Below are 25,526 nucleotides of genomic sequence, written 5' to 3'. Positions count from 1 at the left end.
TGGTAAATGGTCAGCGGAAACGTAATTCGGATTAATCCCAATAGTGCGCATGATGAGCCAAATAATAGGCCATTGTCTTTTGCAAGCCTTCCCGCAAACCGACCTTGGGCGTCCAACCCAATTCGTTTGAAATCAGGGAAAAATCGCTATAGTAGTCGCCGATATCGATAGCCTTGCGCTCGGGTGGAAAGGGAACCAACTCAAAACGCCCGCCATGGCCAAGGCTGACCATCATGTCAGCCAAATCCTTGAGTCCTATTACTTCGCTGCTGCCGAGATTATAAACCTTACCGTTGGCTTCGTTACTGGCGCCCGCAAGCAGCAGCGCTTCCACGCAATCATCGACATAGTTGAAATCCCGCAGTTGCAAACCATCGCCAAAAACCTTAATCGGCTGATTTTCGATCAGAAGCCGCACCCAAATGCCTAAAAACGTCTGGCGGGCATCTTTCACACGCATACCGGGCCCGTATGTATTCGTCAGCCGCAAGGCGCAAGCGCGAATACCGTAAACATTGTTATACAGCAGGTGATACCATTCTCCGGCAAGCTTGTTTATGCCGTTGACATCCACCGGCCGAATGGGATGTTTCTCGTCCACAGGCAAATAATCGGGTTTACCGTACAGCTGGCGGGTGCTGGCAAACACTATCTTGATGCCGGGATTGGACTCACGGCAGGCTTCCAATATAGAAAGTTGCGCATTTGCATTGATGTCCAGATCGGTTTTCGGGTCGGTCATCGAATCCATATGGCTGGTTTGCCCGGCCAAGTTGAATAAATAATCCTTGCCTTGAAGCAAATAGGCCATGGCGAACGGATCGCGCACATCGCAGACATTAACCGTAAGCCGATCCGCAAAGCCGTCAATATTAAATGGATTTCCGCCATATTGCGGAATCAGGCTGTCGACTAAAGTAACATGGGCGCCCTGCCCAACCAAGGCCCTGGCTAGATTGGATCCGATAAAGCCAAGCCCGCCGGTAATCAGTATCTGTTTTCCGTGATAGGTCTTCATTTACTAAAACCAGCCATCAACCCTACAAGCTTATCAAATGCTCGCACAGCAAGCTTGAAATAGCCGCCTGTCAAAGCTTTTTTCGAAATCACTTCCATTTCATCAAATAATGGTTCATTAAATTTTGCCTTTCCTTCTTTTGCCAAATGCAACGCAAAACCGTACTCTTGGTAAATGGATGAAAATACCCAACCGAGTAAATACTCGCGTAACCCCATGGTGCCGGCATCAAATTTATTAAAATACGATATCTCGCACCATCCCGGGGCCGTCTTTAGAAACGCGCCGATGTATCGCCGTTGCAAACCGTTAAGCTCAGCCAAATCCTCCTGATCGATTCGTTGCGTCCCTTTGATCTGCATCTGACTTATCCAAAACGATTCGGAATCCATATGGGCCATAAGCTGATGCAATTTATCCTCGCCTAAATAGGCATCAATGATTCCCGGTTCGAATTCCGCTGCTATCACCTTCGATAGGGTACTGGCCGGTAACGCCTTAAAAATACGCAGATCCGTTCCCTGCGAGTCCGATTTATACCAATCCAAATAGTCAATCCCAATCGCTCCCAATGCCTCAACCAGATCAACCGCCGGCATGGCGACCACCCTGTCAACCTCGAACAAGCCGCTAAAAGCCCACGGTTTAAGCGCGGCGTTGTCGGGGTGCAACGAACTTGAACAATAGGGAGAGCGTGTTAAATAAAAAGGGACCTCATCGGCGGATTTTTCAGCAACCAACCGGTTCAGCGAATAAAGCTTTTTGTAGCCACCCGCATCGGATTCAGTGACATTGAAATCCCTTGTATCGGCGTCAAATGCCACGCAAATCGAGTACGGTGCAATCAGCTTCCACTGCTCAGGAAGTGCTCCCGAGGCCCCGACATCAATTAAAACGGGCGGTTTGTTTTGAAGCGCGGGATGTTCAAAAACTTCGGATAAAATTGATTTCACTCATTAACCTTGGTAAACAGAAAACCTTTAAACATTGAATCAATTTTTTCCAAAGCGGGAAAACTTAGACTAGGAAAAGACGACTCTAGCTGGTATTCGGGATAGAAATATTCAATCAATTTGGATTCCGCAAGCGAACGACAAGGATAGCTTGCGGAATAAATGCTAGCAGGCACAGTTTGAATGTAATTTTTATGTTCGGCCGATTGATTCACAATCGTTCTATCTAAAATGACGACGGATGGATTTACGGCCTTAAGTTCCTTAATTATCGTTGCCGGGTCCTCCAGGTACTGCAAAACACTTGAAAGCAAAACTGCATTCGGACGATTTTCCGTAAGACATTCCGCAATAGTAAAGTAAAACCTGAGCCGCTCATCTTGGATATGCGATTTACCTGTCTGAACAAAGTGCGGCTGTTCAATGACATTCCAGTTAAAATCGAGCAATTTATCCAGAAATCTGCGATTCTGGAAATAACTGCTGCCCAATGCCCCGCCAAAATCCAAAACATTCAAGCTACCGGCGTTCCGCGCGGCCGCCCACATCAATCCGGCGATAACCGGCCATGCGTACTCGAATTCATCAAAGACCACCGAGTCGCGTTCGAAGGCCGCTTCGCCACGCTTTACCCTACGCGTGGCGTCCAAAACCTTGTCCAGTATTATATCTTTATCGTAACCGGAGCATTGCGCGGCGGCACTTTCCCAATCCGGGTAGTCACCTTTAAAAACGATGCCACCTCCACGCAATTGCCTTAAGCCACGCAATAAAACGGGAGGCAGGCAGTCTTTGGCCCAGTCACGCAAACCACTCATGTTTTCATTCACTTAAAAAGTATTTGAATGTATCGTTTCATTTTTGCGCGCCAACCGCCTTGCGTTTGACGAAAGAAATCTTCAAAAGCCTTACACCCCAAAGAAGAAGGCATTATCTCGATATTCCCAAGGTCTATCGGCGTAGCGCTTAAATTCGTATTGAATACATTCGTTTCATCGCAATGCGTGCCGCTGGCGTCATTGCCTATATTATGAATCAGGCTCCTGCCGGGGTATAAGGTTAATTTTTCCGCCAAAAAGGCCGATGCGTACCAACGGATAGCCCAAGAATCGTTAGTGCCGTTAATCTGCCCTTCCAGCATTTTTGAGTAGGGATACGCACCGTTGAAATCAAAGGCAGCCAGCAAGTTACGGCGCTTCAATTCATCCAATAAATATTGACCATCGGGATTAAAACACGCCCAGCCTCGGCTCCAGGTTGCCCATCCCCAACAATCGGCCCCCACCAGAAAAAACGCTTCCGGCATGGGGCGGCTGACAGGATAGGTATAGCCGTGTATGCTGATAACCCTGTCATCCGCCTCATATACCTCCAGCGCCTCGTTCATATAAGTTAAAAAATGTTCGGAGGTCAGCATGTCGTCCTCGAGCACGATGATGTGGCCGTATTTTGCGACGACAGCCGTAACGCCATCAATGATGGATCGCGCCAAGCCCAAATTGGTTGCGCGTTCGATAACAGTAACCGATTTAAAACCGTCAAGCTGCCGAATATATTCCCGAACCTCGCGCACGTTTTCAGCTTGTGCCGAATGCTTGGGCGCGTCGGAAAATATAAACAGTTCGCTCTGTTCCACCAGACTGTTTTGTTGCAATGCTTTAACAGTACGCCGGGTATGCTCGAGCCGGTTGTATACGAACAATGCAATCGGGGCACAATTCATGCCTTTGGCCCCGCGTCACCATTGTCTTCTTGAAAAATTAGAGTATTTAATGTTTTGCCGAATAATTTATAGCCCTGGGTTTTCATAAAAGCATAGACCTCCCCCTGCAACGCGTCTTCTAACGACGTTTCCAGAGACTCGGCTAAAACATAGCGCGGCCTGTACAGACTCCAATTGTTCGACCTGAGAACGGCCATATCCAGCCCCTCAACATCAATCGACAAGAAGTCGATCTTGACGCCGCTCGGCACGTGTTGTTCCAGAATACGTTCCAATCTTTCAACAGAAATTTCCTGTGTGCCTAATAGTTTATAGGAGGTATTCACAAGCCTTGCTTCAGTTAATTCCCTGTCGAATGAGTTAAGGGCAGGATCATTGAATTGATAATAGGTCAGCGTCCCTCTGCAATCGGACACGCCCAGCTGAAGATTGATATCTCGCTTTCTTTCCCGCATAAAATCGGCCGCAAAGTCCGGATTGGGTTCAACGTTTATCCCTCGCCACCCTTGACGATAGAAGAGATAGGTATTCGAGAATCGCCGAGGGTGATGCGCACCTACATCCACATAAAAACCATCCGTCTTGCCGGCAAATATCCGTTGCATGACTAGATCCTCACCTTCTTGAGAATAGGCTTTCACAACGTATATATCGAACAGTTTAGCGCGTACCCATCTCAGAAACGCTCTGAAGCTCGGCGGAAGAAACTTTAATATTATTAATTTTATATTCATGGGTAAGTAAACATCAAAGCAATATATTGTTTTATTAAAACGATATATTGCAATTCTTTAACCGCACTTAAGTTTTGCAAGAAAAATGCAGCGGAAATATATTTCAATAGGCATTCTTTAAAACCAAAATTAATATATTACAACTCACATTCTTACGAAAAATAACAAACGATACTCGAGCGCCAAATCCCTATAAATGCTGGCACGTAACTATGTGCGGCATATTCACCTTACGCGCTAATCACCGTTTATGAACGCCTGCATTTTCGCCTGCAAAGAGCCGGGCAAAGGCTGAGTTTTTCCCGGGTATAATACCGCAAAAATCCTGCCGAATTCATGCCTAAGCGCCGCCGTTTCCTGATCAAGCGAGGACTCGCTTAAAACTTCAGGACGCACTTCAACAACACTCGATTTTCCGCTTTTTAGAAAGTCGCTGATTAATTTAGCATCCTTCAGACTTTCTGCCCGGCACCTGGCATCTTTTCGCTGCTCAAATAACGGAATCAAGTTTCTGGTCATTTTATTTATTGCCCGTTGCATGAGATTAAGGCTACGTCCCAGTTCTTTTCCGTAACTTTCTGAGATATCAAATACAGCGTGACAATATTGAAACACCCCCCATCTAAACGCCATCCTAGCGAACTCGATATCCCAACCATGGGTTAAGGCCCGGTCAATCTGCAGAAAATAGTCTTCCAGCGTATCCGCCGTATAATTTAAATCAGGCGGATACGAATAAAGCTGGTCGGGCGAATAGACGACCACCGGCAGGCCGAGCATGCTCATTTCCAGACCGGTAGTGGAACGGGAATTTAGAAACACGCCGGCAATGTCCGCCAAGTCATACAGAGAAATATCGTCGCCAGGCCAGTTTACTTTGACATTCTCCGGCAGGTCGACCAACAAGTTTTGTAATTTGCTCGCATACTCGGAGGTGACCGACTCCCTTTTGTTTGGAAATTCCCGCGGATGCACCCGTATAAGCAAAAACAAATCTTGTCTACCGGCAACGAACGATGTAAGCGCTCTGATCCAGTCGATTTGCTCGGGAAAAACCAATGTTCCGTCCTTGGGCATCACACCGATGGTGACTGCCGCAAACCGCTCGTCGTGACTGCTCATCGTCGCGACTATAACTTTCTGTTGCGGACTAATCCCAAACTTTTGCCTCAAGTCCACTTTTTCTTGGCTTTTAGGGGCGGAATAGACGAACACACTGGTCGCTTTAAACAAAGCCAACATGTGATCCGTCACGACAGCGAACTTCTCGATAGAACGCGGTTGCGCCCTGTAAACATCCCAAACCGGATTGCGAGTGATGTAGTTGTACGCGTACCCCTTGGATAACGTCAACGTCTCCATCCGGTGCGCCATATTGGCGCCGGCATGCAGCAGATAATGCGGAACAGAGTGATTGTCCGCGGCAATGCAGCAAACATGATTCACGGAATAAAAAGAATTGTAGGTGATGACGGCGTCCGGTTTCTCCCGCTGGATAATTTTCATGCTCGCCAGCGCGGAACACAGACTATTCCACAACGCCGCTTTATAGGCCGGCCACTCGCCTGGGGTGATTTCGAGATTGTTCTTCTTATGATTTAGCAGAAACTCATACAGAGCCAACCTGCCGACATCTATCCCAGAATAGGTCAAACTCAAATAGTTTTCCGGCGTGGCTGTTTCCAGTACCTGCTCGAGGTGTTGAGTATCTTCCGCAGACAATTCACCGGCAATATCGGGGCCGTTCAGTCCGAACTCCGACCGCAAAAAAGCTTTGTTTTTTTCGCAATTACGGCAAATATTTTCTTTTTCATGTACCGGCGAGTCGTAGGTCAGCCCAAAGGCGCTCATTGCCACACAATAGCGACTAAACTGCCTGCCGCAGCCGACATACACAATGTCGTTCCCCTGTTGAACCAGAGCCTCGGCCACCAACGCTTCCGGAAAGGCGTGCACCCAAATAGCGGAATGAGGTGCATAGATCAGTACTTTCATGGTGTTATATTGTAGTTATTCTTATCCGGCGGGCTGTATTGGCGCACACCCGGAACCGCACCCAATACGGCCGGCAATGGCTTAAAAGTAAGTTGAAATAAGGTCTAGGCAAATTTCCCAGCACTGGCGAACGGTTGCAGATTGAATCAAGCGTATCCCCACGCCGAATTCAGTTCGTTGAATTTTTTCAATTCGCCGACATCCACATCATTTAAAAAATCGTACCGTTTGCCGGATAGCGGATTTTCGGCCATCGGCCTGACCGACAACGTACTCAGTTTGGTCAGGTCCGTGGTAGTTGTCGACAGGAATTTTGCGATTTGTTCCATCATCCCCGTCGGATCCAGTCGCAACGCCTCATACGAAAGCATATACAGCCTATCTCCCAACCCTCTCTTCTTTGCCTCAAGCGCAAACTCCGCATCCCGTCGCCATAAGTAACAAGCTCTGGTTGCTTCGTTCATCGTCGCCCATTGGCCGACCATCGAATCCTCGACCAGATGCGTGGTACTGACGCCATCGACCACTTTATAAGGCCAATAATTATCTTTCATGCCTTCGTCACTGAACCATCGCTTCTGAAGGATGGATTTTACTACATCCCGCCCATCCCGCATGATGATAATAAACTTGCATTCGGGCAGCGCCGACTCGAAAAACGGGATCGCATCGATCACGCTCGGGGTTTTGAACGCCAGCCTCAGTTGCCGTTCCGAAACGTAACGGATCGCATCATCGCGGTTGCGAATAGTTTGCCAGCGCGACAGCAATTCGGGCCAGTGCATGGAATTAAGCACCAAACTATCGTCTCCAGGGCGAAGATTGGCTTTTCTGCCGTGCGCGGACTCGAGCAGCAAGTCCTCGTGCAAATGCAGTCTCAATAAAACCGAAGCCACGTCCGGCGATAATGCTTTCATGGACAACAAGGAAGCCAAAACCCAAACCATGGGCGGCTCGAAGTGGTAGTCGATACCATCCAGAGTGCTGATCAATTTACCCAGTAAACTGGTGCCTGATCTGGGCGCGCCGGTTATCACGAGTGTGTTTTTTATATTCTGCTGCTGACTATCAGCTATCCGTACATCGGTATTCACGCCCCGATTTCTCCCATTTTTAGACAAAGTTCATCGAACAATTCAGACATCGTCACTGTATGTTTACCATACGCCCCAGCCGCCATCCACGGACAGATTCTGCCCGGTTACATACTGCGATAAATCGCTAGCCAGAAATGCAATAACGCCTCTAAAATCGTCCTCGGTTGCCATTCTCCCCAAAGGGGTTCGTGCCGCGTAACGCTCGACAAAAACCTCGGGCTGGTTTCTATGAATGCCCCCCGGAGAGATCGCATTGACCCGCACATGCGGCGCTAAAGTCGTCGCCAGCCAGCGTGTGAACTGAATCAACCCGCCTTTGGAAGCCGCATAGGCTGCCGGGTTACTCATACTGGTGCCGGCGTACAAACTCCAATCGGGACCGTATTGACCGTAGATCGAAGCAATATTAACGATACTTGCCCCTTCCGCGGCCTTTAAAAGGGGGGACAGCCCCTGGCAAAGCTCAAATGCAGCCGTTAAATTGACTTCCACCGCCCGCCGCCAAGTCTCAACGGTTTGTTGTTCGAAAGGCACCCCCCAACCCTGTAATTCCGAAGTGCCTACAAAGGCCGCATTATTGATCAGGACATTCAAACCTTCGCCGCTATTTTTCAGCCAAGCTATCAACTCGGCGCGCTGCGTCTGCTGTTCCAGATCGCAAAAACGATGTTCGACGCGAACACCCCATTGCCTGCTTAATCTTTGAGCAAGCGTTTCGAAATCGGAACCCGGCCGGTCAACCAAAACTAACTCAGCGCCGAGTTCTGCCAATGTATCGGCCATCACTCTCCCCAAACAACCGGTCGCACCGGTTATTAGAGCCCGGCGACCTTTAAGATCGGCCAATTGTTTAATAGTGGTCATGCTTGCTTATTTCCGAAGTTCAAGAGGCACTCGGCAATCTGAAAGTCCAACAGCGTATCGATATCGATAGCCCGCTCGACCGGCACATGCACTGCCCGTACCCGCCCATCAAAGACAGCGTTGCGGGTCATCACAAAGGCCGGGTCGGCAACATAGGCCACGGTAGTCATATCGTAAACCGCAGGCGCATCCTGGCGGCGCGTAATATTGGATTGCGGCGGAATCACCAAGCCGACGCTGCCATCGCTGTTAGTTTTCACCATATTGAAGTACGGACTGCGATGGGCTTCGGAAACGGTGATCACCATATCGGCTTGGCCTTTTTGAAATTCGTCCAGGCAGTTCTCGATATCCTGCGGTATTCGCAATGGGGCCGTAGCCGGTAACGACACCATGGCCTCCGGCAAACCGCCTGCCGTATCCGACAGGTAGTTGAGCGCATGCCGCCAAGCCAGCCATTCAGGGCTATCGTCTCGGGCTAATTCGGCGGGCCGCATAAACGGCACTTCCGCACCGTGCTGGCGAGCCACCGCAGCGATCTCATCCGAATCCGTGGAGACAATTACCCGCCCGATACGCTCGACCGCCAGTGCCTGCTCGATCGACCAGGCGATCAAGGGCTTGCCGCCCAATAGCCGGACATTTTTTCCGGGTAATCCCTTAGAGCCGCCGCGAGCGAAAATGAAGGCTACGGTTTTCATTCGCCCTCCCAGCTTCCAACGTGAGTGCGGCAACCGGTCTCAGATGCCTGTCTAGCCGCTTCAATAATCCGCAACACCTTCAATCCATCCTCGCCGCTGATCAGCGCTGTATTTTGTCCAGCCACGCACGCCAGAAAATGCCGCCATTCCGCCAAATAACTGTCGTCGCGCTGGTGTTGATAGTGGAAAAGTGTGCGCCATTCATTCGCGCCGACCTCAAACTGCTCGACCATGCCGGTCAAGCCATTCCAACGCAGACTGCCGTACTCGCCGATTGCAGTGCACAGGCGAGTGGTATCGCGACGAATAAAATCCAGGCTGACCGAGCCGATAAGCCGATGGCCGTCAGACAAAGGCTGAAAACCCAACAGCAAATGAACAGTGTCTTCGACATCGATCTCCAAACTGCTTTGCCGGCTCAGCGTTGCATTGACCCAGTCGACTTCGCCGAATATCCAGCGCAGATAATCCAGTTCATGACTAAGTTCCAATAACGCTCCGCCGCCCAGTTCGCGCCGGGCCGACACGGATTGCCGATAATCGCTGTCCGGCCGCCAAGCGGGTAAATACTGACCGATCTCACAGCGCACCGACAAAACTTTACCGATCACGGCCTGTTCCAGCAAATTCCGAAACTGCTGCAACGAGGGTAAAAATCGTAAATTGTAACCGGTTAACAGGACGGTTTTTTGTTTATGGCATGTGGTAAGCAATTGACCGACATTTTCCGGAGTGGCCGACAACGGTTTTTCTACCAGCAAATGCGCGCCCGCATTCGCCAGAGGCAGGGCGGCCTGCAGGTGTAGCGAGGACGGATTGGCGATAACGGCAATCTGCGGCGCGAAATCGATTGCCGCAGCCAGGCTTTGCATACAACCGTTGGCATATGCCGGTACCGAATCGCACGGTTGGCGGCGTAACACCCGGATATCGGCATCGGGAAGTAATTGTCTGGCCAATCGCAAATGGCGCGTCCCTATGCTGCCGAGACCGACGATAAGAATACGGTTAATCACTGACCGGGCTGCCTCGTGTCAACTGGTCGCAAATGCTGTTCGAGTAACTGGATATCCCAGATAGGCAAATCGACGCCGCCCTTGATCAGGGACAGGCGTGCCTGCTTCAGGCCATCGCCCACAAAGTTAAACAGGTGCGCGGTCGCCACGGCATCAACCCGCCGGTCGGCCAGCCCTTCGGCCAGATGCGCCGCGTTTCCGACTCCGCCCGCCAATATAACCGGCTTGGGCATGTCGGTAGGCAGCAGATCGAGTACTTGCATATCGTAACCCTGCCCGGTACCGTCGCGATCGATTGAATTGAGATAAAGTTCACCCACGGCACTTTGCGCCACCTGCTCAATCCAAGCCGTCGCCGTCCCTTCCAGACAACGGCTGCCGGATTCCACCCAGGTGCTATATGAACCGTCCGGCATACGTTTGACATCCATTGCCGCCACCACGCATTGTTGACCGAACTCGCTGGCCAACTCACCGATAAAAGCCCTGCTATCATAAACCGGCGTGTTAACCACCACCTTATCGGCGCCCGAACGCAGTAAGACCCGAGCCTGCTCAAGCGTCCGGACACCGCCTCCGGCGGCGACGGGCACAAAACAGCCCTCGGCCAATGTTTTCAGTGCCGTACAAAAAGCTTCGGCATTCCGTTCTCCTCGCGAGACGTCCAATACGATCAATTCGTCTATGGAAAAAGAAATTTGCGAAAAATTGTAATGGGTTTGCAACCAATCCAGATTACCAACTTTCTGCAAGCGAAAGTTCCGGCTCAACATGAACTGTCCCTGGTTATATAGCAGCGTAAATATCAGCCGTTTTTTAAGCATAACAATTATTGAGCCAAGAAGTTTTTCAAAAGCATCAAGCCATTGGTCTGGCTTTTCTCCGGGTGAAACTGGGTCGCGAAAATGTTCTCCTGTTCATAGGCGGCCAAAAATTCGATACCGTAATTGCAGAGCGCGGCTTTTCCGGCCAACCCGGCCGGCAACATCCGATACGAGTGCACAAAATAAAAATCGGCTGCCTCCGGCAGACCTTGAAAAAGCCGGGCATCCGACTGGCCGCGCACCAAATCAAAACCGATGTGGGGAATTTTATTAGTACCTGTTTCTTCCGGAGTGAATAGATCGACCGGATTAGCGATCAAGCCTAGTCCCTCGGTCTCGCCATCCTCGGAACCGCGACTGCCCATCAACTGCATGCCCAAACAAATACCGAGAATTTTACGCTGTTTGACTTGCACGGCTTCCAGAATGGCCTGATCCAGCCCGGATTGTTTTAGGGTTAACATGGCTTTCCGAAAAGAACCCACCCCCGGCAATAACAGCGCATCAGCGTTTGCAACAACATCCGGCTGGCCGCTGACGGTCGGGTTGCAGCCCAGATAACGCAAGGCGCTGAGCACCGACCACATGTTGCCCATGCCGTAATCGATAACAGTGATGCCGGAATTCATCATGCGACAGCAAACATCGGCTTCCACCGGCCGTTAACCTTCTCGAACAAATCGCGATTGGCATATCTGTCGAGCACGGCATCGAATTCATCCTGGTTCATCCGGTAATAATTCAGATACTGTTGCATAAATTCTTCCGGATAATGCCCATCGTACAGACGCACCAAATTGACGGCTTGTTGTCTATCCATAGCCCCGCGGCGTACCTCTATGCAGGCATCCTGATTGGCTCGCCCGAAGCCGAATTTCAAATACATCAAATAGGTATGCAAGGCGTAAATAGCTTGGTCATTCTGCGAAAAATTGGTGAAAGTGCCGGCATTTGAATCCTCCGCCTCTTTCAGACCGCAATGTTCCTTGGCCACCAGATAATTTCTGTAAGGATCCCAATTTTCGAAATAGGACCAATGCGTCAGCTGTAGCGCGTGTTGATTCAGCTCTTCATCGCTCGGATAACGAAAGAAATTCAGCTCGCCGGCGGTTAAGCCTGAAGCAGCCAAGACTTTTTCATAGCCGCCTTCCAGATAGACCTTTTTCTGATAATGCACATCGTAAATCGGATTTTTGGATGTTTCCGTGGAGCCGCCGTACTCGACTTCTCCATCCTCGCCATAAAAAATCAGATCGATACCGAACGCCGTTGCCATGCGGATCACGGCCGTGTGGATGGCAATCAGCCAACCATAGTATGGAAAACCCATTTCAATGAAACCGGTCTTGTTCAACACCCGCATGGCCTCATGGTCCGGGTTGATCGAGACATGGTTATAGCCGCTTTCGACAAAAGCACGCAGGTTTTGGTCGCCCAAGGGCAGCGGCAGCGCCGGCGTGACCGTCACGCAAAGCGGATTCATGCCGTATTTATGCTTTAGATTATAGGCAACATACGAACCGTCCTTGCCGCCGCTTAACGGCACCACGCAATCGAAATGGCCGTCATTGCGTCTGTGCGTATCCAACAGGTTTTGCAATTCCAGCTGTCTTGCTTCCCAATTGATGGTTTTTTTCTTTTCCGTCCACACGCAGGCGTTACACCAGCCCCTCTCATCAAAGGTGATACGCGGCCGGGTTGACATGGTTAAGCAATTCGAGCACCAGTGCAAATTCTCAATATTCACTGTCTTTTCCAAAAGTCCAAAAAATTAAATTGTGTTCGCGGCGAGCAAATCGTCAGGCCGGCCAACGTCCAGCCACGGTTCGTGCATGGGATAGGCAACCGTCCGCCGCTCGACGGACTGCAGGCGTTCGAACAAAACAGGCATGTCGCAATGCTCGCCGGAATTCAAAACACTTAACGCCGCCGGTTCAAGCGCATAAACACCGGCATTGATGTGGCTACGGGCAATGGGCTTTTCTTCAAAACCGACAATTTCGATACCGTTTGTTTGTACCACGCCAAAGGGATGCTGCCATTCGTGCACACGCACGGCCATGGTTGCGGTCGCCGCGTGCCGAATGTGGAAATCCAGCAATTCGCCATAGTGGATATCGGTAATCACGTCGCCATTGGTGACCACAAACGCCGCTTCCGGCAACGGATTGAGCAAACTCAGCGCGCCGGCGGTACCCAAAGGCGTCTGCTCGCGCAAGTAATCGATCCGCACGCCCAGGCGTTCGCCGTTGCCGAAGTACTCTTCAATCATGTGACCAAGATAGTGAATGGCGAGTAAAAAATGCGTGAAACCTTCGAGCTTGGCACGCTCGATGATATGTTCCAGCATCGGTTTACCGGCCACGGGCAATAAAGGCTTGGGGTAGTTTTCCGTATGCGGGCGCAGCCGCGTACCCTTGCCGCCCGCCATAATAATCATCAGATTGGATCGCGCGGGCGGCGTGGTAATCTCGTCCCACAAATGCAGGCCGACCACATGATTATGCTCATTCACAACCGGTATCTGTTGAACTTTGTTGGCTACCATCAACCTCATGACCAGTTCCCGGGCCAAATCCGGCGGTACCACCAGCGCGTTGCGATGAATGACGCTGTCGATGGGGCTATTCAGATCCAAACCATTCAACAAGCCGCGCCGAATATCGCCATCGGAAATAGTGCCTTCCAATTCGCCCGCCTCGTTAGTCACCAAAACGATCTTGATCGAGACCTCATTAAGGTTGCGTATGGCTTGCCCAATGGTGGCATTAACTGGCAGCATGGCTTGGCGCCAAAGTTGTTCGGATGGGTTCACTCGGTTCGGTCCGTTATCGCTACTGATTCACAAGTCATTAAAGGTTTTTTTAACAATACCGCTAAGATCATAGCGCTTCAGCGTTTCTATCACTTTTTCGCTGGCGCCGCCTTCGCCGTAAGGATTGACGACATCGTGCAAACTTTCCTGGAATTCGGCGGAATACAGGTGTTCCAGTGCGGCGGCAATACTTTCCCGCGTCGGTTCGCAGCCGATCACACTGCCGGCCAGCAAACGGCCTTTCTGCCGATCGCCGATATTGACGCTGCCCTTCCTGAAGCTGGGCGCTTCGAGCAGACCGCTAGACGAATTTCCGACGACCCCATCGACCTGAGCAATACACGAGAGATAGCGCAGTTGGCCCAAAGACGCATACGCTCTCGCATTGCCGTGTTCGGCAACGAATTGCTCCACCATTTCAATTAATACCCGCCCGTCTGTATCCGCATTAGGTAAGGTGAAGATAAGCCGAGTATCCGGTAAATCCGCCAAGGCGGCCAGCAATTCCGCCATTTGACAACTGGCGGTAGCTGTCTCCAGCGTGACCGGGTGAAAAGTCACCAACAGATTTTTGGCGCCGAATTGAAAATCGAGCGCCTCCTCCAACGAAGTTCTGTCCAATAGCCGCAGGCGTTTAATATTGTCTATGCCCAAGCCACCCACCAAAAACACCCGCTCGGATTGTTCACCCAGCTGAATCACCCGTTGCCGATAGGCTTCGGCAGCCACAAAATGCAAATGCGACATTTTGGTGATCGAATGCCGGAATGCTTCATCAATCGCTCCTTCGGTGCTCTCGCCGCCATGTAAATGGGCCACAGGAATTCGGGCCACCAATGCAGCAGACACCGCCGAAAATATCTCAAACCGGTCCCCCAGCACGACCAGCAAATCGGGCTGTAAGTCGTTCAGCGCATCCGCGAAACCGATCAAGCCCAGCCCCATGGATTTGGCGATACCGACAGGGGTATCCGAACTCAGCATCATTTCGACCTTACGATCGATTACAAAGCCGTCTTGCTCTATCGCTCGATAGGTCAAACCGAACTCCGGCGACAAATGCATGCCGGTGGCAATGATTTGTAACGAGAGTTCGGGATCGTCCTTAATGCCTTGCATAATCCAGCGCAGCAAGCCGTATTCGGCCCGGGTGCCGGTAATCACACAAATTTTGCGGTTCATAACTCGATCAGCTCATCTTCGGCAAAATCCCGCCGGGCCTGCTTGCCTGATATTGTATCCCAATACATGGGCGACAATCCTGTCCCCGGCCGTTTGGCGGTCAGATTATCGGCACTGAAGACCTCGCCGGTTTTTATCGCCCGGCTGGCTACAATCGATTTGCGGGCTACCGGTTTATTTTTGGCTTCACTTGGGGTTAGACGTTTTATGCCATCGCCCAACGCAATTTCTATATTGCGTATAGCCGCCACCATGGCAGCCAGCTCAGCCGGTTCCAGACTGGCCTGATGGTCTGGGCCGGGCAAGTTGCGATCCAGCGTGAAATGTTTTTCGATGACCGCGGCACCCATTGCCACCGCGGCAATGGCTACTTCTATCCCTTGCGTATGATCGGAATAGCCGACTGCAACCTTAAAGGCGTTTTGAATGCTTTGCATGGCGCGCAGGTTTACTTCGCTCATGGGCGTGGGATATTCGGTGGTGCAATGCAACACGGTAATCGCCGGGCGCGGCGTACCTGCTTGCTCGAGTACCTCGATAGCCGCCTCGATTTCGCCCAGACTCGCCATCCCGGACGACAAGATGACGGTTTTGCCGAGCCGGCCGATATGGCGCAGATAGGGCAGATTGGTAATTTCGCCCGACGGTATCTTGAAATGATCCTGGCCCAGCTTTACCAGCAAATCGACACTCTCGATATCGAAACCGGTGGAAAAGAAACCGATATGCCGAATGGCGCAGTGCTCGATCAGCTCGCGGTGCATGGCCTCGCTCAGTTCCAGGCGGCGCAGCATCTCTTGTTGCGACTCGGTGTTACCGGTAGCCTGTAGTTGATAATCGGCCTTTGCGGCAAGCTTGGTTACCTGACGGTTGGCGCTGAAGGTTTGAAACTTAACCAGATCCGCTCCCGCCTCGGCAGCGGCATCGATCAGCCGCTTGGCCAAGTCAAGGTCGCCGTTATGATTGACACCTGCTTCGGCAATAATCAGCGTTCGATTTATCATGCTTTATCGTGCCCCATAAAGTGTGCGAAATCGCTCAAATCGTGCCGCACGGTAACGCCCATACCGACCAAGCATCTTGCGCCAATCTTGACGCCTTGCTTAATCGCGCTGCCGCTGCCTATAAAGCTGCCGGCACCCAGTGAAACATCGCCATTCAGAATGGCGCCGGTGGCAATATGGCAGTGATCCTCAACTATTGTGTCATGCTCTATCAGCGCCCGGCTGTTGACGATGCAATTACTGCCGACCTTGGCGCCCGCGTTGACGATCGCGCCGTGCATGACAATAGTCCCCGAATCAATACTGGCATGGCGTGAAACATGGGCGGTGGGCGAAATGATAACCGGCAAACTAAACCCAAGCTGCCGGACTTTCTGAAAAAGGCGCATACGCTGATCGGCCGACTTAATCTGCCCGACGGTAATCAAGGCGTAGGAATAAGTATTAACAAGGCTTGGCAATTCGTCGTCGCTGGCTATTACGGAATAACCCAGCTGGGTGGCATGCTTTTGCTCGACCAAGCCCACCAGACCGGCTATATGAAATTGGCCTTGTTGCTCAATCACATCGATACAAGAACGGGCATGGCCTCCGGCACCGATAAGAATCAAACTCGGTTTGCTCATATTGCGTCAGGCACCAAGCTCGCACTGCTGGGAATGTTGATCAATCTGCGAGACAGCGACAGCGCCATGCTCAAATCCATGCGAGGACATTCTTCGAACGGCGCCAATTGGTGCATCAAAGCCCAAGCCGGGCGCGTCATGAATCCGGCGTCGTTACTGGCCTGCAAAACCCGATCGCGTTGATCCGCCCGCTCGGCATCCAATAACAAGGTCTGCAGCCAATAATTGCTCAGACACTGATCCGGTTCGGCTATCAACTTAACGCCTGCTATCTGCATAAAAGCGGCCTGATAACGGCAAAACAGCTCTCTTTTAGCCGCGAGCATCCTGGGTAACTGTTCCAATTGCGCGCATCCCAGAGCCGCATTCAAATTCGGTAAGCGATAGTTGTAACCGATTTCATCGTGCCGGTATTCCCAGCGATGCGGAAGCTTGGCGGTAGTCGTCAAATGCTTGGCATGCCTAGCGAGTTCTACATCATTGGTTAGAATGGCGCCGCCGCCGCCGGTGGTAATCGTCTTGTTGCCGTTGAAACTCAAGGTTCCCATCAAACCGAAGGTGCCAGTGTGTCGGCCGTGGTAGTAGCTACCCAAGGATTCCGCCGCGTCCTCGACCAATGCCAGATTAAAATCGCGGGCAATCGCCAATAATTCATCCAGATTTACCGGATGGCCGAAGGCGTGCATGGGTACCATCGCCCGGATGATACGTCCGCTAGCACGATTCACGCACTGGTTGGCGCGTTGTTCGGTGTGGCTGAGCAAATAGTCGCGTAACTTAGCCGCATCGATACCCAATGTCGCTACGTCGCTATCGACAAAATGCGGTATGGCGCCGCAATACGTCACGGCATTGGCGGTAGCGACAAAAGTCAGCGCGGGCACCAAAACTTCATCGCCGGCCGTCACCCCTGCAAGTTTCAACGCGATATGCAAGGCCGCAGTGCCGTTAACCACCGCCACGGCATGCTTGGCGCCGGTGAACTCGGCCAGCTCGAGCTCAAAACGGTCGACGAACTTGCCCACCGATGAGACAAACGTAGAATCCAGACATTCTTTAAGATACAGCCACTCGTTGCCGTTGAAACTGGGTTCGTGCAGCATCGCCGGTCCGGCGCCAACCACCTCGCGGATCGCCGAAACAATTTGGCCGGCCAGGGTGTTCTGGGCTTGCATGGCCGTCATAGATTGTAAATGTCGGCCTTGTAACCGCGCAGATTCTCGGGTTGCGCAAACCACTCGGCCGTCTCGGCCAAGCCGCGCTTGAAGCCCTCCCGTCCGCCATAAGCCGGCTGCCAGCCGAACAATTGCCTGGCTTTAGCGTTATCGGCCCACAAGCGCTCCACTTCGGAATTTTCCGGGCGCAAGCGGGCTTCGTCGGTGACGATTTCAATTTCAGCGTTCATGGCTTCGGCAATCAAGCGGGCGGTATCGCCCACGGATATTTCGAAATTACTGCCGAAATTAACGACTTCACCCAAGCCCTGTTCGGAATGCAGGGCCGCCATGAAACCGGCGACCGTGTCCTGAACATAGTTAAAATCGCGAGTTGGCGAAACCGCGCCCAATTTGATTTGACGCCGGCCGTTGGCAATCTGGGTAATAATGGTCGGAATCACGGCCCGGGCGGATTGGCGCGGGCCATAGGTGTTGAAGGGCCGCGCTATCACCACAGGCAGACCGAAAGAGGCAAAAAAAGAATAGGCCAATTGGTCGGCGCCTATCTTGGAGGCCGAGTAAGGGGATTGCCCCTGCAAAGGGTGCTCTTCGGTAATCGGTACGAAACGCGCCGTCCCGTAGACTTCGCTGGTCGAGGTATGAATCAGCCGCTTGACGCCAAGCTCTCTTGCCGCCTGCAGCACATTCAGCGTGCCTTTTACATTGGTGTCGACATAAGTATCCGGCGAGTGATACGAGTACGGAATGGCGATCAGCGCGGCCAAATGTAAAACCGCATCGCACCCCTTCATGGCTTCTTTCACGCCATGAGGATCGCGGATGTCGCCTGAAAATACTTCAAATTGACCTTTTACGTCCGGACCGCAATGCTCCAACCAGCCCCAGATATTGAAAGAGTTGTATAACACGAAGGCGCGAACTAAGTGCCCCTGGCGCACCAGCGCTTCGGTAAGATGCGAACCGATGAAACCGTCGGCGCCCGTAATTAGGATTTTCATTGCGAATTTGTGAGTCAAGGAAGATTAATTAACCGTCTCTGCCAATTTTGCCTGCTCGAGCGGCAATTGGGCAAGCAACATGCCGTTCAAAACACCGCCGGATTTTACGCTTAAAGTCGAAAATGAGCCTTCTTCAATGACTCGACCTTGGCGTAACACGTAAACCTGATCGGCTTTGACGATAGTCGACAAGCGATGAGCCACGACGAGTATTGTAGTGCCGTGCGCAACCTGCTCGATGGATTGCTGAATCAGCCGCTCGGATTCCGAATCCAGCGCGCTGGTAGCCTCGTCGAGAATCAATAATTCCGGCTTGCGCAACAAGGCCCGCGCCAAGGCGATACGCTGCCGCTGACCGCCGGATAGCCGAATACCTCGATCACCCACCACCGTATCGATGCCTTGCGGCAATTCCTTAACGAAGGCCCCCGCATTCGCGAGTTGTAAGGCCTCCCAAAGATCGCTTTCGGAAGCCTGATCGAACGACCATAACAGGTTGTCGCGGATGGAGGCGTGAAATAACTGCGGATCCTGCGGCACATAACCTATCCGTTCGCGAAAAGTGTTTTGCTGCAATTCGCCAAGCGGAACGTCGTCAATCAATACTTGGCCTTTTTCGGGAATTTGCAGCCCCAGAATAAGATCGGTGATGGTCGATTTGCCAGAACCGGACTCGCCCACCAATGCGGTCATTCGTCCCTTCCGAATCGATAAATTGACATCGGTCAGTGTCTGAGTGCGGCCGGGGTAAGTAAAGCTCAAGTCTTTAAGTTCGATGCTTCGTTCCAACCGGCTAAAAACACCTTCCCCCTGAATTTCTTCGAATTCAGCGGCTCTCTCCCGTAACGCGACCAGCTGTTCATAGCTGGGTAAAAAATTACTGATACTGATATTACCTTGTAGCAACGCAATTAGAATAGGCATGGCCCCCAACAGGCTCCACATCACTGCCGCCAACTCCGAAATACGCACCTGTTGTTGCACTGCGATACCTATCGCTATCACAATTGCCAGCATAGCCATAGGATGAAACAGCCTAGGCACCGCCACCGCCAATGTCTGGGATCGCAAGGTCACATGCGTATGCTGATTAAAGGCGTCGATAAATCGCTGTCTGGCTTGGTTTTGCCTGCCATACCCCAAGATCAAGCGGGCGGCGCCTATCACTTCGCTCAAAATGCCTAGAGCGACGTTCGCGGTCTCGGTATTGCGCTGTCCCAGGCGATAACTGATACGGTGCAACAGCATGAACGGCAAACCGAACAGTACCGCCAATCCCAGAGCTGTCAGCGTCAATTGCGGATTCAGCCATATCGGCACAGCCAGATAAATCAATATCTGCACCATTTGTGCAAGCAATGTTGCCAAACCGCCCAGGGTATCGCCGATTGTATTCAACTCTCTATTCAGCGTGTTTAACAAAGTGCCTTGATCCGAACCGCTGAAGAACTGCCAACGGGCCTTGAAAAAAGTCCGCAGGGCATCGCCGAACAAGCCGCGTACTACAATATATTTGATATATAAAATCGTATAGCGTATGACAACGTCCAGCAGCCCTTTTAGGAAGGATGAAAACACAAAAAGCAAACCCAGCGCCCAAAACGTGGGGGACAAGCCCATCGCCGCAAGTACCTCGACCACAACCTGAGTAATGCGGCTGGCCTTAGTCAGCGAGGGGTCCAGCATAAAGTCCGCTACCGGCACCAATGCCATTACCGAAATAGCCGCCACCGTACCCTCGACGATCAACAGCAGGAACAACAAACCGAATTGACGCGGATAGCGAGTCAAAAATTCGCTAAAAATCGCCACAATGCTGGATTTTTTACTCATTGCAACCACTCCGGGTGTTGGCGTAGAAACAGGGTGCCGTATCGGGCCCGAATCTCGCCGTGCAGTTTGCCATTATTATTCCTCCCCTCAGACGGGAAAACCTCCCAGAAACGTTGTTGCAAGGCTTCATCGCCGGGTTGCGTTTGCCAAGTGCCGTTCAGCCTCTCGGCCATCTCAACTACCAAGTCTCTGATTTCCTCGGGGGTGTTTTCAAGCAGATTCACCCCTTTTGCCCGATAGTCGGAAGTACGCAAGCAAAATCCCGCTTCGCTGGCGAAAATGTCGGCCAAGGATAATTCCCGGTTACTCGCCATATCTACGTGATGCTTAAAAAGCCCCAGGAATAGCGGACTAAAGGTAAATAAATAAGCGGCCGGAACCATATTCACATAGGCAATGGGCCGCCGGAATATTAGGGGAACGGCATCAAAACCGGAGCCGACGGAGATGCAAAAGGCGCACGTCGCCCCAAGATATATATCCATAAAATCGCTGCGCATGCCGCTTGTAGCATACTCGATTACCTTGGGGTGGTTACTGCGAATAGGGGAATGTACTTTGCTGCCCATGCGGATGACGAAGAAACCCCGGCCGGCAAGCTCCTCCGCCGCCAATACGTATTTTTGTATATCGCTATCCCGGTAATTATCGTTGTCATCCTGATGATAAGCACTGTCGCGCACATTCAAACAAACGAAACTCTCTCCGAGCGGAATGCCCATGGCGCGCAGAGCGGCTTCCCCAAGCTGCTCTTCATCCGCAGTAAATTGCAAATGTAAAGGAAATCGATCTAAAAGATTATGTACGTCACGGTCAGCTTGCGTATTGGAACCGATTTCATGCATTGCGCCTCCGGGAATAAAGCTGTTAACCCTGAAAACAGGCTCTAAAATCCACCGGGGCCAGATACGCAAAACGCGTTTCCACATGATGGCCAGCTGTTGATTGCAAACCACCGGAAAGCCGTAAAAAAACACATCGAAATACCGGCCCTTCGGCTTATTGATACCCGCTTCCATTTCGCAGAGATATAACTCCGTGTTAGCGGCAAAATGCCCCAACTTTAAGCTGTGCATATCGCCCAACCGAATCAATATCCAAGGCTTAATCAAGCGGATTGCCAGCACAATTGGCGCGGCGAGAATTAAGGATGGCGGCCGAACGAAAATCATCCGTAATAATCGCTTAGTCTTCCTGCCCAGTACCGGCCAAAAACCTTCCTGTTGTATCTGAGCGGTTTGCCGTTTAATAAATTGTGAAATACCCATTCCGTTCATTCAATCGTTTGCTTTCGCATAGCTTTCCGGCGTACCCACATCCAAAAACAGCTCGGCGGTTTCATAGCTGTATATCCGACCTACCAGCCGATTTAATACTTCGGTACTGAAATCCTGTGCCGTACGCCACTCCGTATTCATTTTTTCCAATAATTCGGCCGTCAGAATATAAACCGCGCCATTCGCCAGATTCCCCGGCGGGTTGGCGACCTTTTCGTGAAAGCCGACCACCACGCCGCGATCGTCCAATTCGACTATACCGCAGGCCGACGGATTCTCGGTGCGGAAAGTCATCATGGTGATCAGGCACTCAGCGGGACGATTGGCATGCGCGCGTAGGAAGCCCGCCAAATCGGCCAGGCAATAATTATCGGCGTGAATCAACATCCCATCCCGACCGTGAAAAAACGGCAGGTTAGCTATCAAGGTTCCGGCGGTTCCTCGCAAAATTGTTTCATTTACCAGCTCCACCCGCTCGCGATAAGGGCTGCTTTCTATAAAGCTATCGACCTGTTCCGCCAGATAATGCGTATTGATCATAAACGGTCCGATACCCGCCTGAGTCAACCGCTCCAGCCAAATCCCCAACAGCGGCTGTCCCTTAACTGGAACCAAACATTTAGGCGTAAAATCGGTAAGCGGCCTTAAGCGGGAACCGAAACCGGCGGCCAGCAGCAACGCACGCATCAACTTAACTCCCGCAGCAATTCTTCGGTCTTTAACGGCGTATTGCCAACCCTACCCACTTGCACCGCGGCAGCCAACGAACCAAGACAGGCTGCTTCCCAAATAGTGCCGCCGCAAGCCATAGCCATTGCGCTGGCAATCAACAATGAATCCCCCGCGCCCGCCACATCTTTTGCCGCGCTATTTAAAGCGTCCACCCTATCGGTAAGCCATTCCGCCTGTTTACCATTGCCTGCATGAATTAACAGACCTTCTTCGCCTAGCTTGAGCAACACGTTTTGTGCGTCGGCCTGCTGACGAAGTTGCTCCGCCAGCACTACCAGGCCATCTTCTCTATTTCTAGTGCTGATACGCGCCTCATGTTCCGTTGGCGTCAGCAGATCCATACCCTTGAAGCGGCCGATATCGCCTACCTGAGAAGAAGACTGACTATCGGCGGCTAACAGCACACCCCGGTCCTTGGCCATGCCGATTACTTGATCGACCACCGGTTGCGGCAAGCAACCGTAATTGAAATCCGAAAACACCAACAAATCGGCATTGGCGAGCGCCTGTTCGACTAAGCTTAATAACCGTGCCTGGATCGACGCCGAAATAGCGCCTTGATGAAGATGACTGACACGCAACAAGCTTTTACCCTTACTTCGATAACGCTGCTTCAATGTGGTCGGACGGCTTTCATCGACTAACAAATGGGCATCAACACCCGCCTTCGCTAAACCGCTTAACGCAAAATCTCTCGCGGCGTCATTACCCGTCACCGAAATGAACTGCACCGAAGCACCTAAACCGGCCGCATGCGCGGCAACGATACCGGCCCCACCCACAAAACGCGTGGCATCGATCGGGGTAACCACAATGGTCGGATCTTCCTGCGACATGCCCAAGGGTTCACAGGTAATGTATTCATCAATAATCAAGTCTCCCACAACGCATAGTTTGAGTCCTGAAAATTGCCGTAGCAAATCCGCTAATCGTGCGGAACTAATCTGATGGCGCACCAGATAGTCGTTCGGTAGACTGATTGAATTGAAATCCATTACCTGGAATTCGTTTCGAATCAAATTGAGCGAAGAAAAAATAGTCTCGCCGGAACTGAAAACCAAGGTGCCGCCATATTGCTCCAATACTTCCAGTTCGGCATTAAATCGCAGCTCGTGCTCTTTACCTTTAACGACGACATCCGGACGTAAACGCGCAATAAGAGAAGTAAGCGGCTCGTCGAAAATAAACGCTTCATCCACCCAGGAAATGCTTTGCAGCCCTTCAAGCCTAAGATGCTCATGCACATGCGCGGAGTTACCGGCAAGGCGGTCTGATTGAACAGCAACGATCAAGCGATCACCGCACTCTCTGGCAAATCGGAGTAACCGCAAATGCCCTGGGTGTAGGACATTAAACGACCCTGAAACAAAAACTATTTTCAATTAATATCTCTTATAAATTCCGCAGTCATTATCCATTTTAAACAATGACAACAACCGACGAGCTGCACAAGTGAAGCAAGCAATTGCTTCAATAAAAATATCAACTTTAATATCTAAAATCAAATCATGTAAAAAATTAATAACTCAAAAAGCGCAAACAGCTAAGTTTAAATATTTATTTAATAGCGATATAATTCAAATTAAATTTTCCTAATCACAATTATGCCTTGCGTTAAAATAATTGGCCAATTAATTTCTTCCGACTCAATAATTCCAAACGCACGAACCGCCTCACGAACCTCACTCATTTTTAAAGGTATTTCATCATAAAATATCCACAGACCGATTAATTCCGATAGCTTTCTGGTTATTTTATAAAGAAAAGTAGGCGTGGGAAAGGTAATAATAACTATTCCATTGCTTTTAGCTAACGCAAAATGTGACTCAATAACTTTAGTAAAATTAGCGCCGCTAAAATGCTCAACAAGACCGACACTGAGAACGATGTCAGCTTGGTCGGAAAGCATTTTTACTAGCTCCTGTTGATTGAGAATGTCACAATTAATCAACTTCGTTAAAGTATTTGAAGGCGATTCATCAACAGATGAAAACTTTTGCAAACTTAACTCATTATTATCGACTATAGTATAGCGTTTTATACGAAACGTTTCACAGATCATCCGATAAAAACAACTATTTCCACCGCCCAATTCCACGACATCACCACCCTCACCTCCTAAATATCTAGAGATAATCCGTTTTAATTTCATGGCACTTATTTCTCTTGTGATTCGCGAGAAAAAGTATGGGTTTTTATAATAACTATCCCAATCAGTCTGTTTTTGCATTATATTTTCACTTTAAAACCAACTTGTTAACGGGAGATAAGCATTCACACCGAAAACTCACCGTAATTAACACACTACACCACGCCAAACCTAAATGATGCCTGCTCTCAATCCGAATACGCATCCAATCGCTTGTTTTTAAAAATAAAGTCGCGCTGTATAACAAAATTAACTATAAACAGCATTGCCTCTACAATAATCTTAGAAGGCACTACCGCCAAGTTCAGTGACGTACTAAACATATCAATTAATATATAAGCCAAACACCCACTCACTAAAACATTTAAATAATATAGAGTTAATACGTGAGTTGTCTTCGATGTGTTATGAAACACAATTTTTTTATTGAGGGCAAAATTTAAAAATGACGCGCATAACCTTGCAATGACAATACTTGCCGGCAATGAACTCGAAACATTATAAATAGCAACAAATATAATCAAGTCAAAAATACTCGTCAATATTGCGGACAGCAAAAATCGAAACAACAAAAAATATATTCTCATTGAGTCAAGCAACGGATTAAAATGCGACGATTTATTATTTTGTATATATACCGTCTCAATCCCGACCTCTAAAATTTCAACTCCAATACTTTTTGTCAATATTAACTGATTAATTTCATATTCATATCTTTCGCCATTAAGAGAAATCAAGGTAGGAATCAACTCTCTGCCCACCCCTCTCAACCCCGACTGGGTATCAGAAACCTTTTTGCCTATTAAA

Annotated in this window: 25 protein-coding genes; all 25 read right to left on the bottom strand. The window is 50.4% G+C overall.

Annotated features, from left to right (window positions below):
* Positions 1-31 precede the first annotated feature (31 nt).
* Entirely contained in the window at positions 32-1,018 is a 987-nt protein-coding gene (locus NP596_RS05590; RefSeq protein WP_256614289.1) for an NAD-dependent epimerase/dehydratase family protein, read from the bottom strand.
* Complete coding sequence (locus NP596_RS05585) at positions 1,015-1,971, bottom strand: hypothetical protein (RefSeq protein WP_256614288.1); 957 nt, start codon at positions 1,969-1,971, stop codon at positions 1,015-1,017. Before NP596_RS05585 ends, NP596_RS05590 begins: the two co-directional genes overlap by 4 nt.
* Positions 1,968-2,801 (bottom strand): methyltransferase, TIGR04325 family, encoded by an 834-nt coding sequence (locus tag NP596_RS05580; RefSeq protein WP_256614287.1) that lies wholly within the window; start codon positions 2,799-2,801, stop codon positions 1,968-1,970. The genes NP596_RS05585 and NP596_RS05580 overlap by 4 nt, the downstream gene beginning before the upstream one ends.
* Positions 2,798-3,694: a glycosyltransferase gene (locus tag NP596_RS05575; protein ID WP_256614286.1), complete on the bottom strand. Its 897-nt coding sequence runs from the start codon at positions 3,692-3,694 to the stop codon at positions 2,798-2,800. Before NP596_RS05575 ends, NP596_RS05580 begins: the two co-directional genes overlap by 4 nt.
* Positions 3,691-4,335: an FkbM family methyltransferase gene (locus NP596_RS05570; protein ID WP_256614285.1), complete on the bottom strand. Its 645-nt coding sequence runs from the start codon at positions 4,333-4,335 to the stop codon at positions 3,691-3,693. The genes NP596_RS05575 and NP596_RS05570 overlap by 4 nt, the downstream gene beginning before the upstream one ends.
* Positions 4,336-4,665: 330 nt before the next feature.
* Positions 4,666-6,423, bottom strand: a complete 1,758-nt coding sequence (locus NP596_RS05565) for a glycosyltransferase family protein (protein ID WP_256614284.1) — start codon at positions 6,421-6,423, stop codon at positions 4,666-4,668.
* 146 nt (positions 6,424-6,569) lie between these two features.
* Entirely contained in the window at positions 6,570-7,517 is a 948-nt protein-coding gene (locus NP596_RS05560) for a sulfotransferase family protein (RefSeq protein ID WP_256614283.1), read from the bottom strand.
* Between the two features lie 63 nt (positions 7,518-7,580).
* Complete coding sequence (locus NP596_RS05555) at positions 7,581-8,384, bottom strand: SDR family oxidoreductase (RefSeq protein WP_256614282.1); 804 nt, start codon at positions 8,382-8,384, stop codon at positions 7,581-7,583.
* Positions 8,381-9,085: an acylneuraminate cytidylyltransferase family protein gene (locus NP596_RS05550; protein WP_256614281.1), complete on the bottom strand. Its 705-nt coding sequence runs from the start codon at positions 9,083-9,085 to the stop codon at positions 8,381-8,383. The genes NP596_RS05555 and NP596_RS05550 overlap by 4 nt, the downstream gene beginning before the upstream one ends.
* Positions 9,082-10,101, bottom strand: a complete 1,020-nt coding sequence (locus NP596_RS21985; RefSeq protein WP_256614280.1) for a Gfo/Idh/MocA family protein — start codon at positions 10,099-10,101, stop codon at positions 9,082-9,084. The genes NP596_RS05550 and NP596_RS21985 overlap by 4 nt, the downstream gene beginning before the upstream one ends.
* Positions 10,098-10,874, bottom strand: coding sequence for a HisA/HisF-related TIM barrel protein (locus NP596_RS05540; RefSeq protein ID WP_256614279.1), 777 nt, complete (start codon positions 10,872-10,874; stop codon positions 10,098-10,100). The genes NP596_RS21985 and NP596_RS05540 overlap by 4 nt, the downstream gene beginning before the upstream one ends.
* A gap of 56 nt (positions 10,875-10,930) precedes the next feature.
* Positions 10,931-11,557, bottom strand: coding sequence for an imidazole glycerol phosphate synthase subunit HisH (gene hisH, locus NP596_RS05535; protein ID WP_256614278.1), 627 nt, complete (start codon positions 11,555-11,557; stop codon positions 10,931-10,933).
* Positions 11,554-12,672, bottom strand: coding sequence for an N-acetyl sugar amidotransferase (locus NP596_RS05530; protein ID WP_256614277.1), 1,119 nt, complete (start codon positions 12,670-12,672; stop codon positions 11,554-11,556). The genes hisH and NP596_RS05530 overlap by 4 nt, the downstream gene beginning before the upstream one ends.
* A gap of 24 nt (positions 12,673-12,696) precedes the next feature.
* Positions 12,697-13,740, bottom strand: a complete 1,044-nt coding sequence (locus NP596_RS05525; RefSeq protein WP_256614276.1) for a nucleotidyltransferase family protein — start codon at positions 13,738-13,740, stop codon at positions 12,697-12,699.
* Between the two features lie 27 nt (positions 13,741-13,767).
* The gene (gene neuC, locus NP596_RS05520) at positions 13,768-14,922 is read right to left on the bottom strand and encodes a UDP-N-acetylglucosamine 2-epimerase (RefSeq protein WP_256614275.1); all 1,155 of its coding nucleotides are present in this window, start codon (positions 14,920-14,922) and stop codon (positions 13,768-13,770) included.
* Positions 14,919-15,926, bottom strand: a complete 1,008-nt coding sequence (gene neuB / locus NP596_RS05515) for an N-acetylneuraminate synthase (RefSeq protein ID WP_305891684.1) — start codon at positions 15,924-15,926, stop codon at positions 14,919-14,921. Before neuB ends, neuC begins: the two co-directional genes overlap by 4 nt.
* Positions 15,923-16,552 carry an acetyltransferase gene (locus tag NP596_RS05510; protein WP_256614274.1) on the bottom strand — a complete coding sequence of 210 codons (630 nt, stop codon included), beginning with the start codon at positions 16,550-16,552 and terminating at the stop codon, positions 15,923-15,925. Before NP596_RS05510 ends, neuB begins: the two co-directional genes overlap by 4 nt.
* Positions 16,549-17,736: a LegC family aminotransferase gene (locus NP596_RS05505; RefSeq protein WP_256614273.1), complete on the bottom strand. Its 1,188-nt coding sequence runs from the start codon at positions 17,734-17,736 to the stop codon at positions 16,549-16,551. The genes NP596_RS05510 and NP596_RS05505 overlap by 4 nt, the downstream gene beginning before the upstream one ends.
* A complete protein-coding gene (locus tag NP596_RS05500; RefSeq protein ID WP_256614272.1) occupies positions 17,733-18,728 on the bottom strand; it encodes an NAD-dependent 4,6-dehydratase LegB in 996 nt (331 codons plus the stop codon). The genes NP596_RS05505 and NP596_RS05500 overlap by 4 nt, the downstream gene beginning before the upstream one ends.
* Before the next feature lie 24 nt (positions 18,729-18,752).
* Positions 18,753-20,561 (bottom strand): ABC transporter ATP-binding protein, encoded by a 1,809-nt coding sequence (locus NP596_RS05495; protein ID WP_256614271.1) that lies wholly within the window; start codon positions 20,559-20,561, stop codon positions 18,753-18,755.
* Positions 20,558-21,637: a TIGR04372 family glycosyltransferase gene (locus NP596_RS05490; protein ID WP_256614270.1), complete on the bottom strand. Its 1,080-nt coding sequence runs from the start codon at positions 21,635-21,637 to the stop codon at positions 20,558-20,560. The genes NP596_RS05495 and NP596_RS05490 overlap by 4 nt, the downstream gene beginning before the upstream one ends.
* A gap of 201 nt (positions 21,638-21,838) precedes the next feature.
* Positions 21,839-22,525, bottom strand: coding sequence for a nucleotidyltransferase family protein (locus tag NP596_RS05485; protein ID WP_256614269.1), 687 nt, complete (start codon positions 22,523-22,525; stop codon positions 21,839-21,841).
* Entirely contained in the window at positions 22,525-23,952 is a 1,428-nt protein-coding gene (locus NP596_RS05480; RefSeq protein ID WP_256614268.1) for a PfkB family carbohydrate kinase, read from the bottom strand. The genes NP596_RS05485 and NP596_RS05480 overlap by 1 nt, the downstream gene beginning before the upstream one ends.
* A 200-nt stretch (positions 23,953-24,152) precedes the next feature.
* A complete protein-coding gene (locus tag NP596_RS05475; protein ID WP_256614267.1) occupies positions 24,153-24,722 on the bottom strand; it encodes a class I SAM-dependent methyltransferase in 570 nt (189 codons plus the stop codon).
* Positions 24,723-24,907: 185 nt separating this feature from the next.
* A partial coding sequence (locus NP596_RS05470) for a GtrA family protein (RefSeq protein ID WP_256614266.1) occupies positions 24,908-25,526 on the bottom strand: 619 nt, incomplete at its 5' end.

The organism is Methylomonas rivi, assembly GCF_024505165.1.
GTDB classification, from domain to species: domain Bacteria; phylum Pseudomonadota; class Gammaproteobacteria; order Methylococcales; family Methylomonadaceae; genus Methylomonas; species Methylomonas rivi.
Note: the sequence above shows the minus strand (reverse complement) of the source record. Positions and strands in the feature narration are given on the sequence as shown.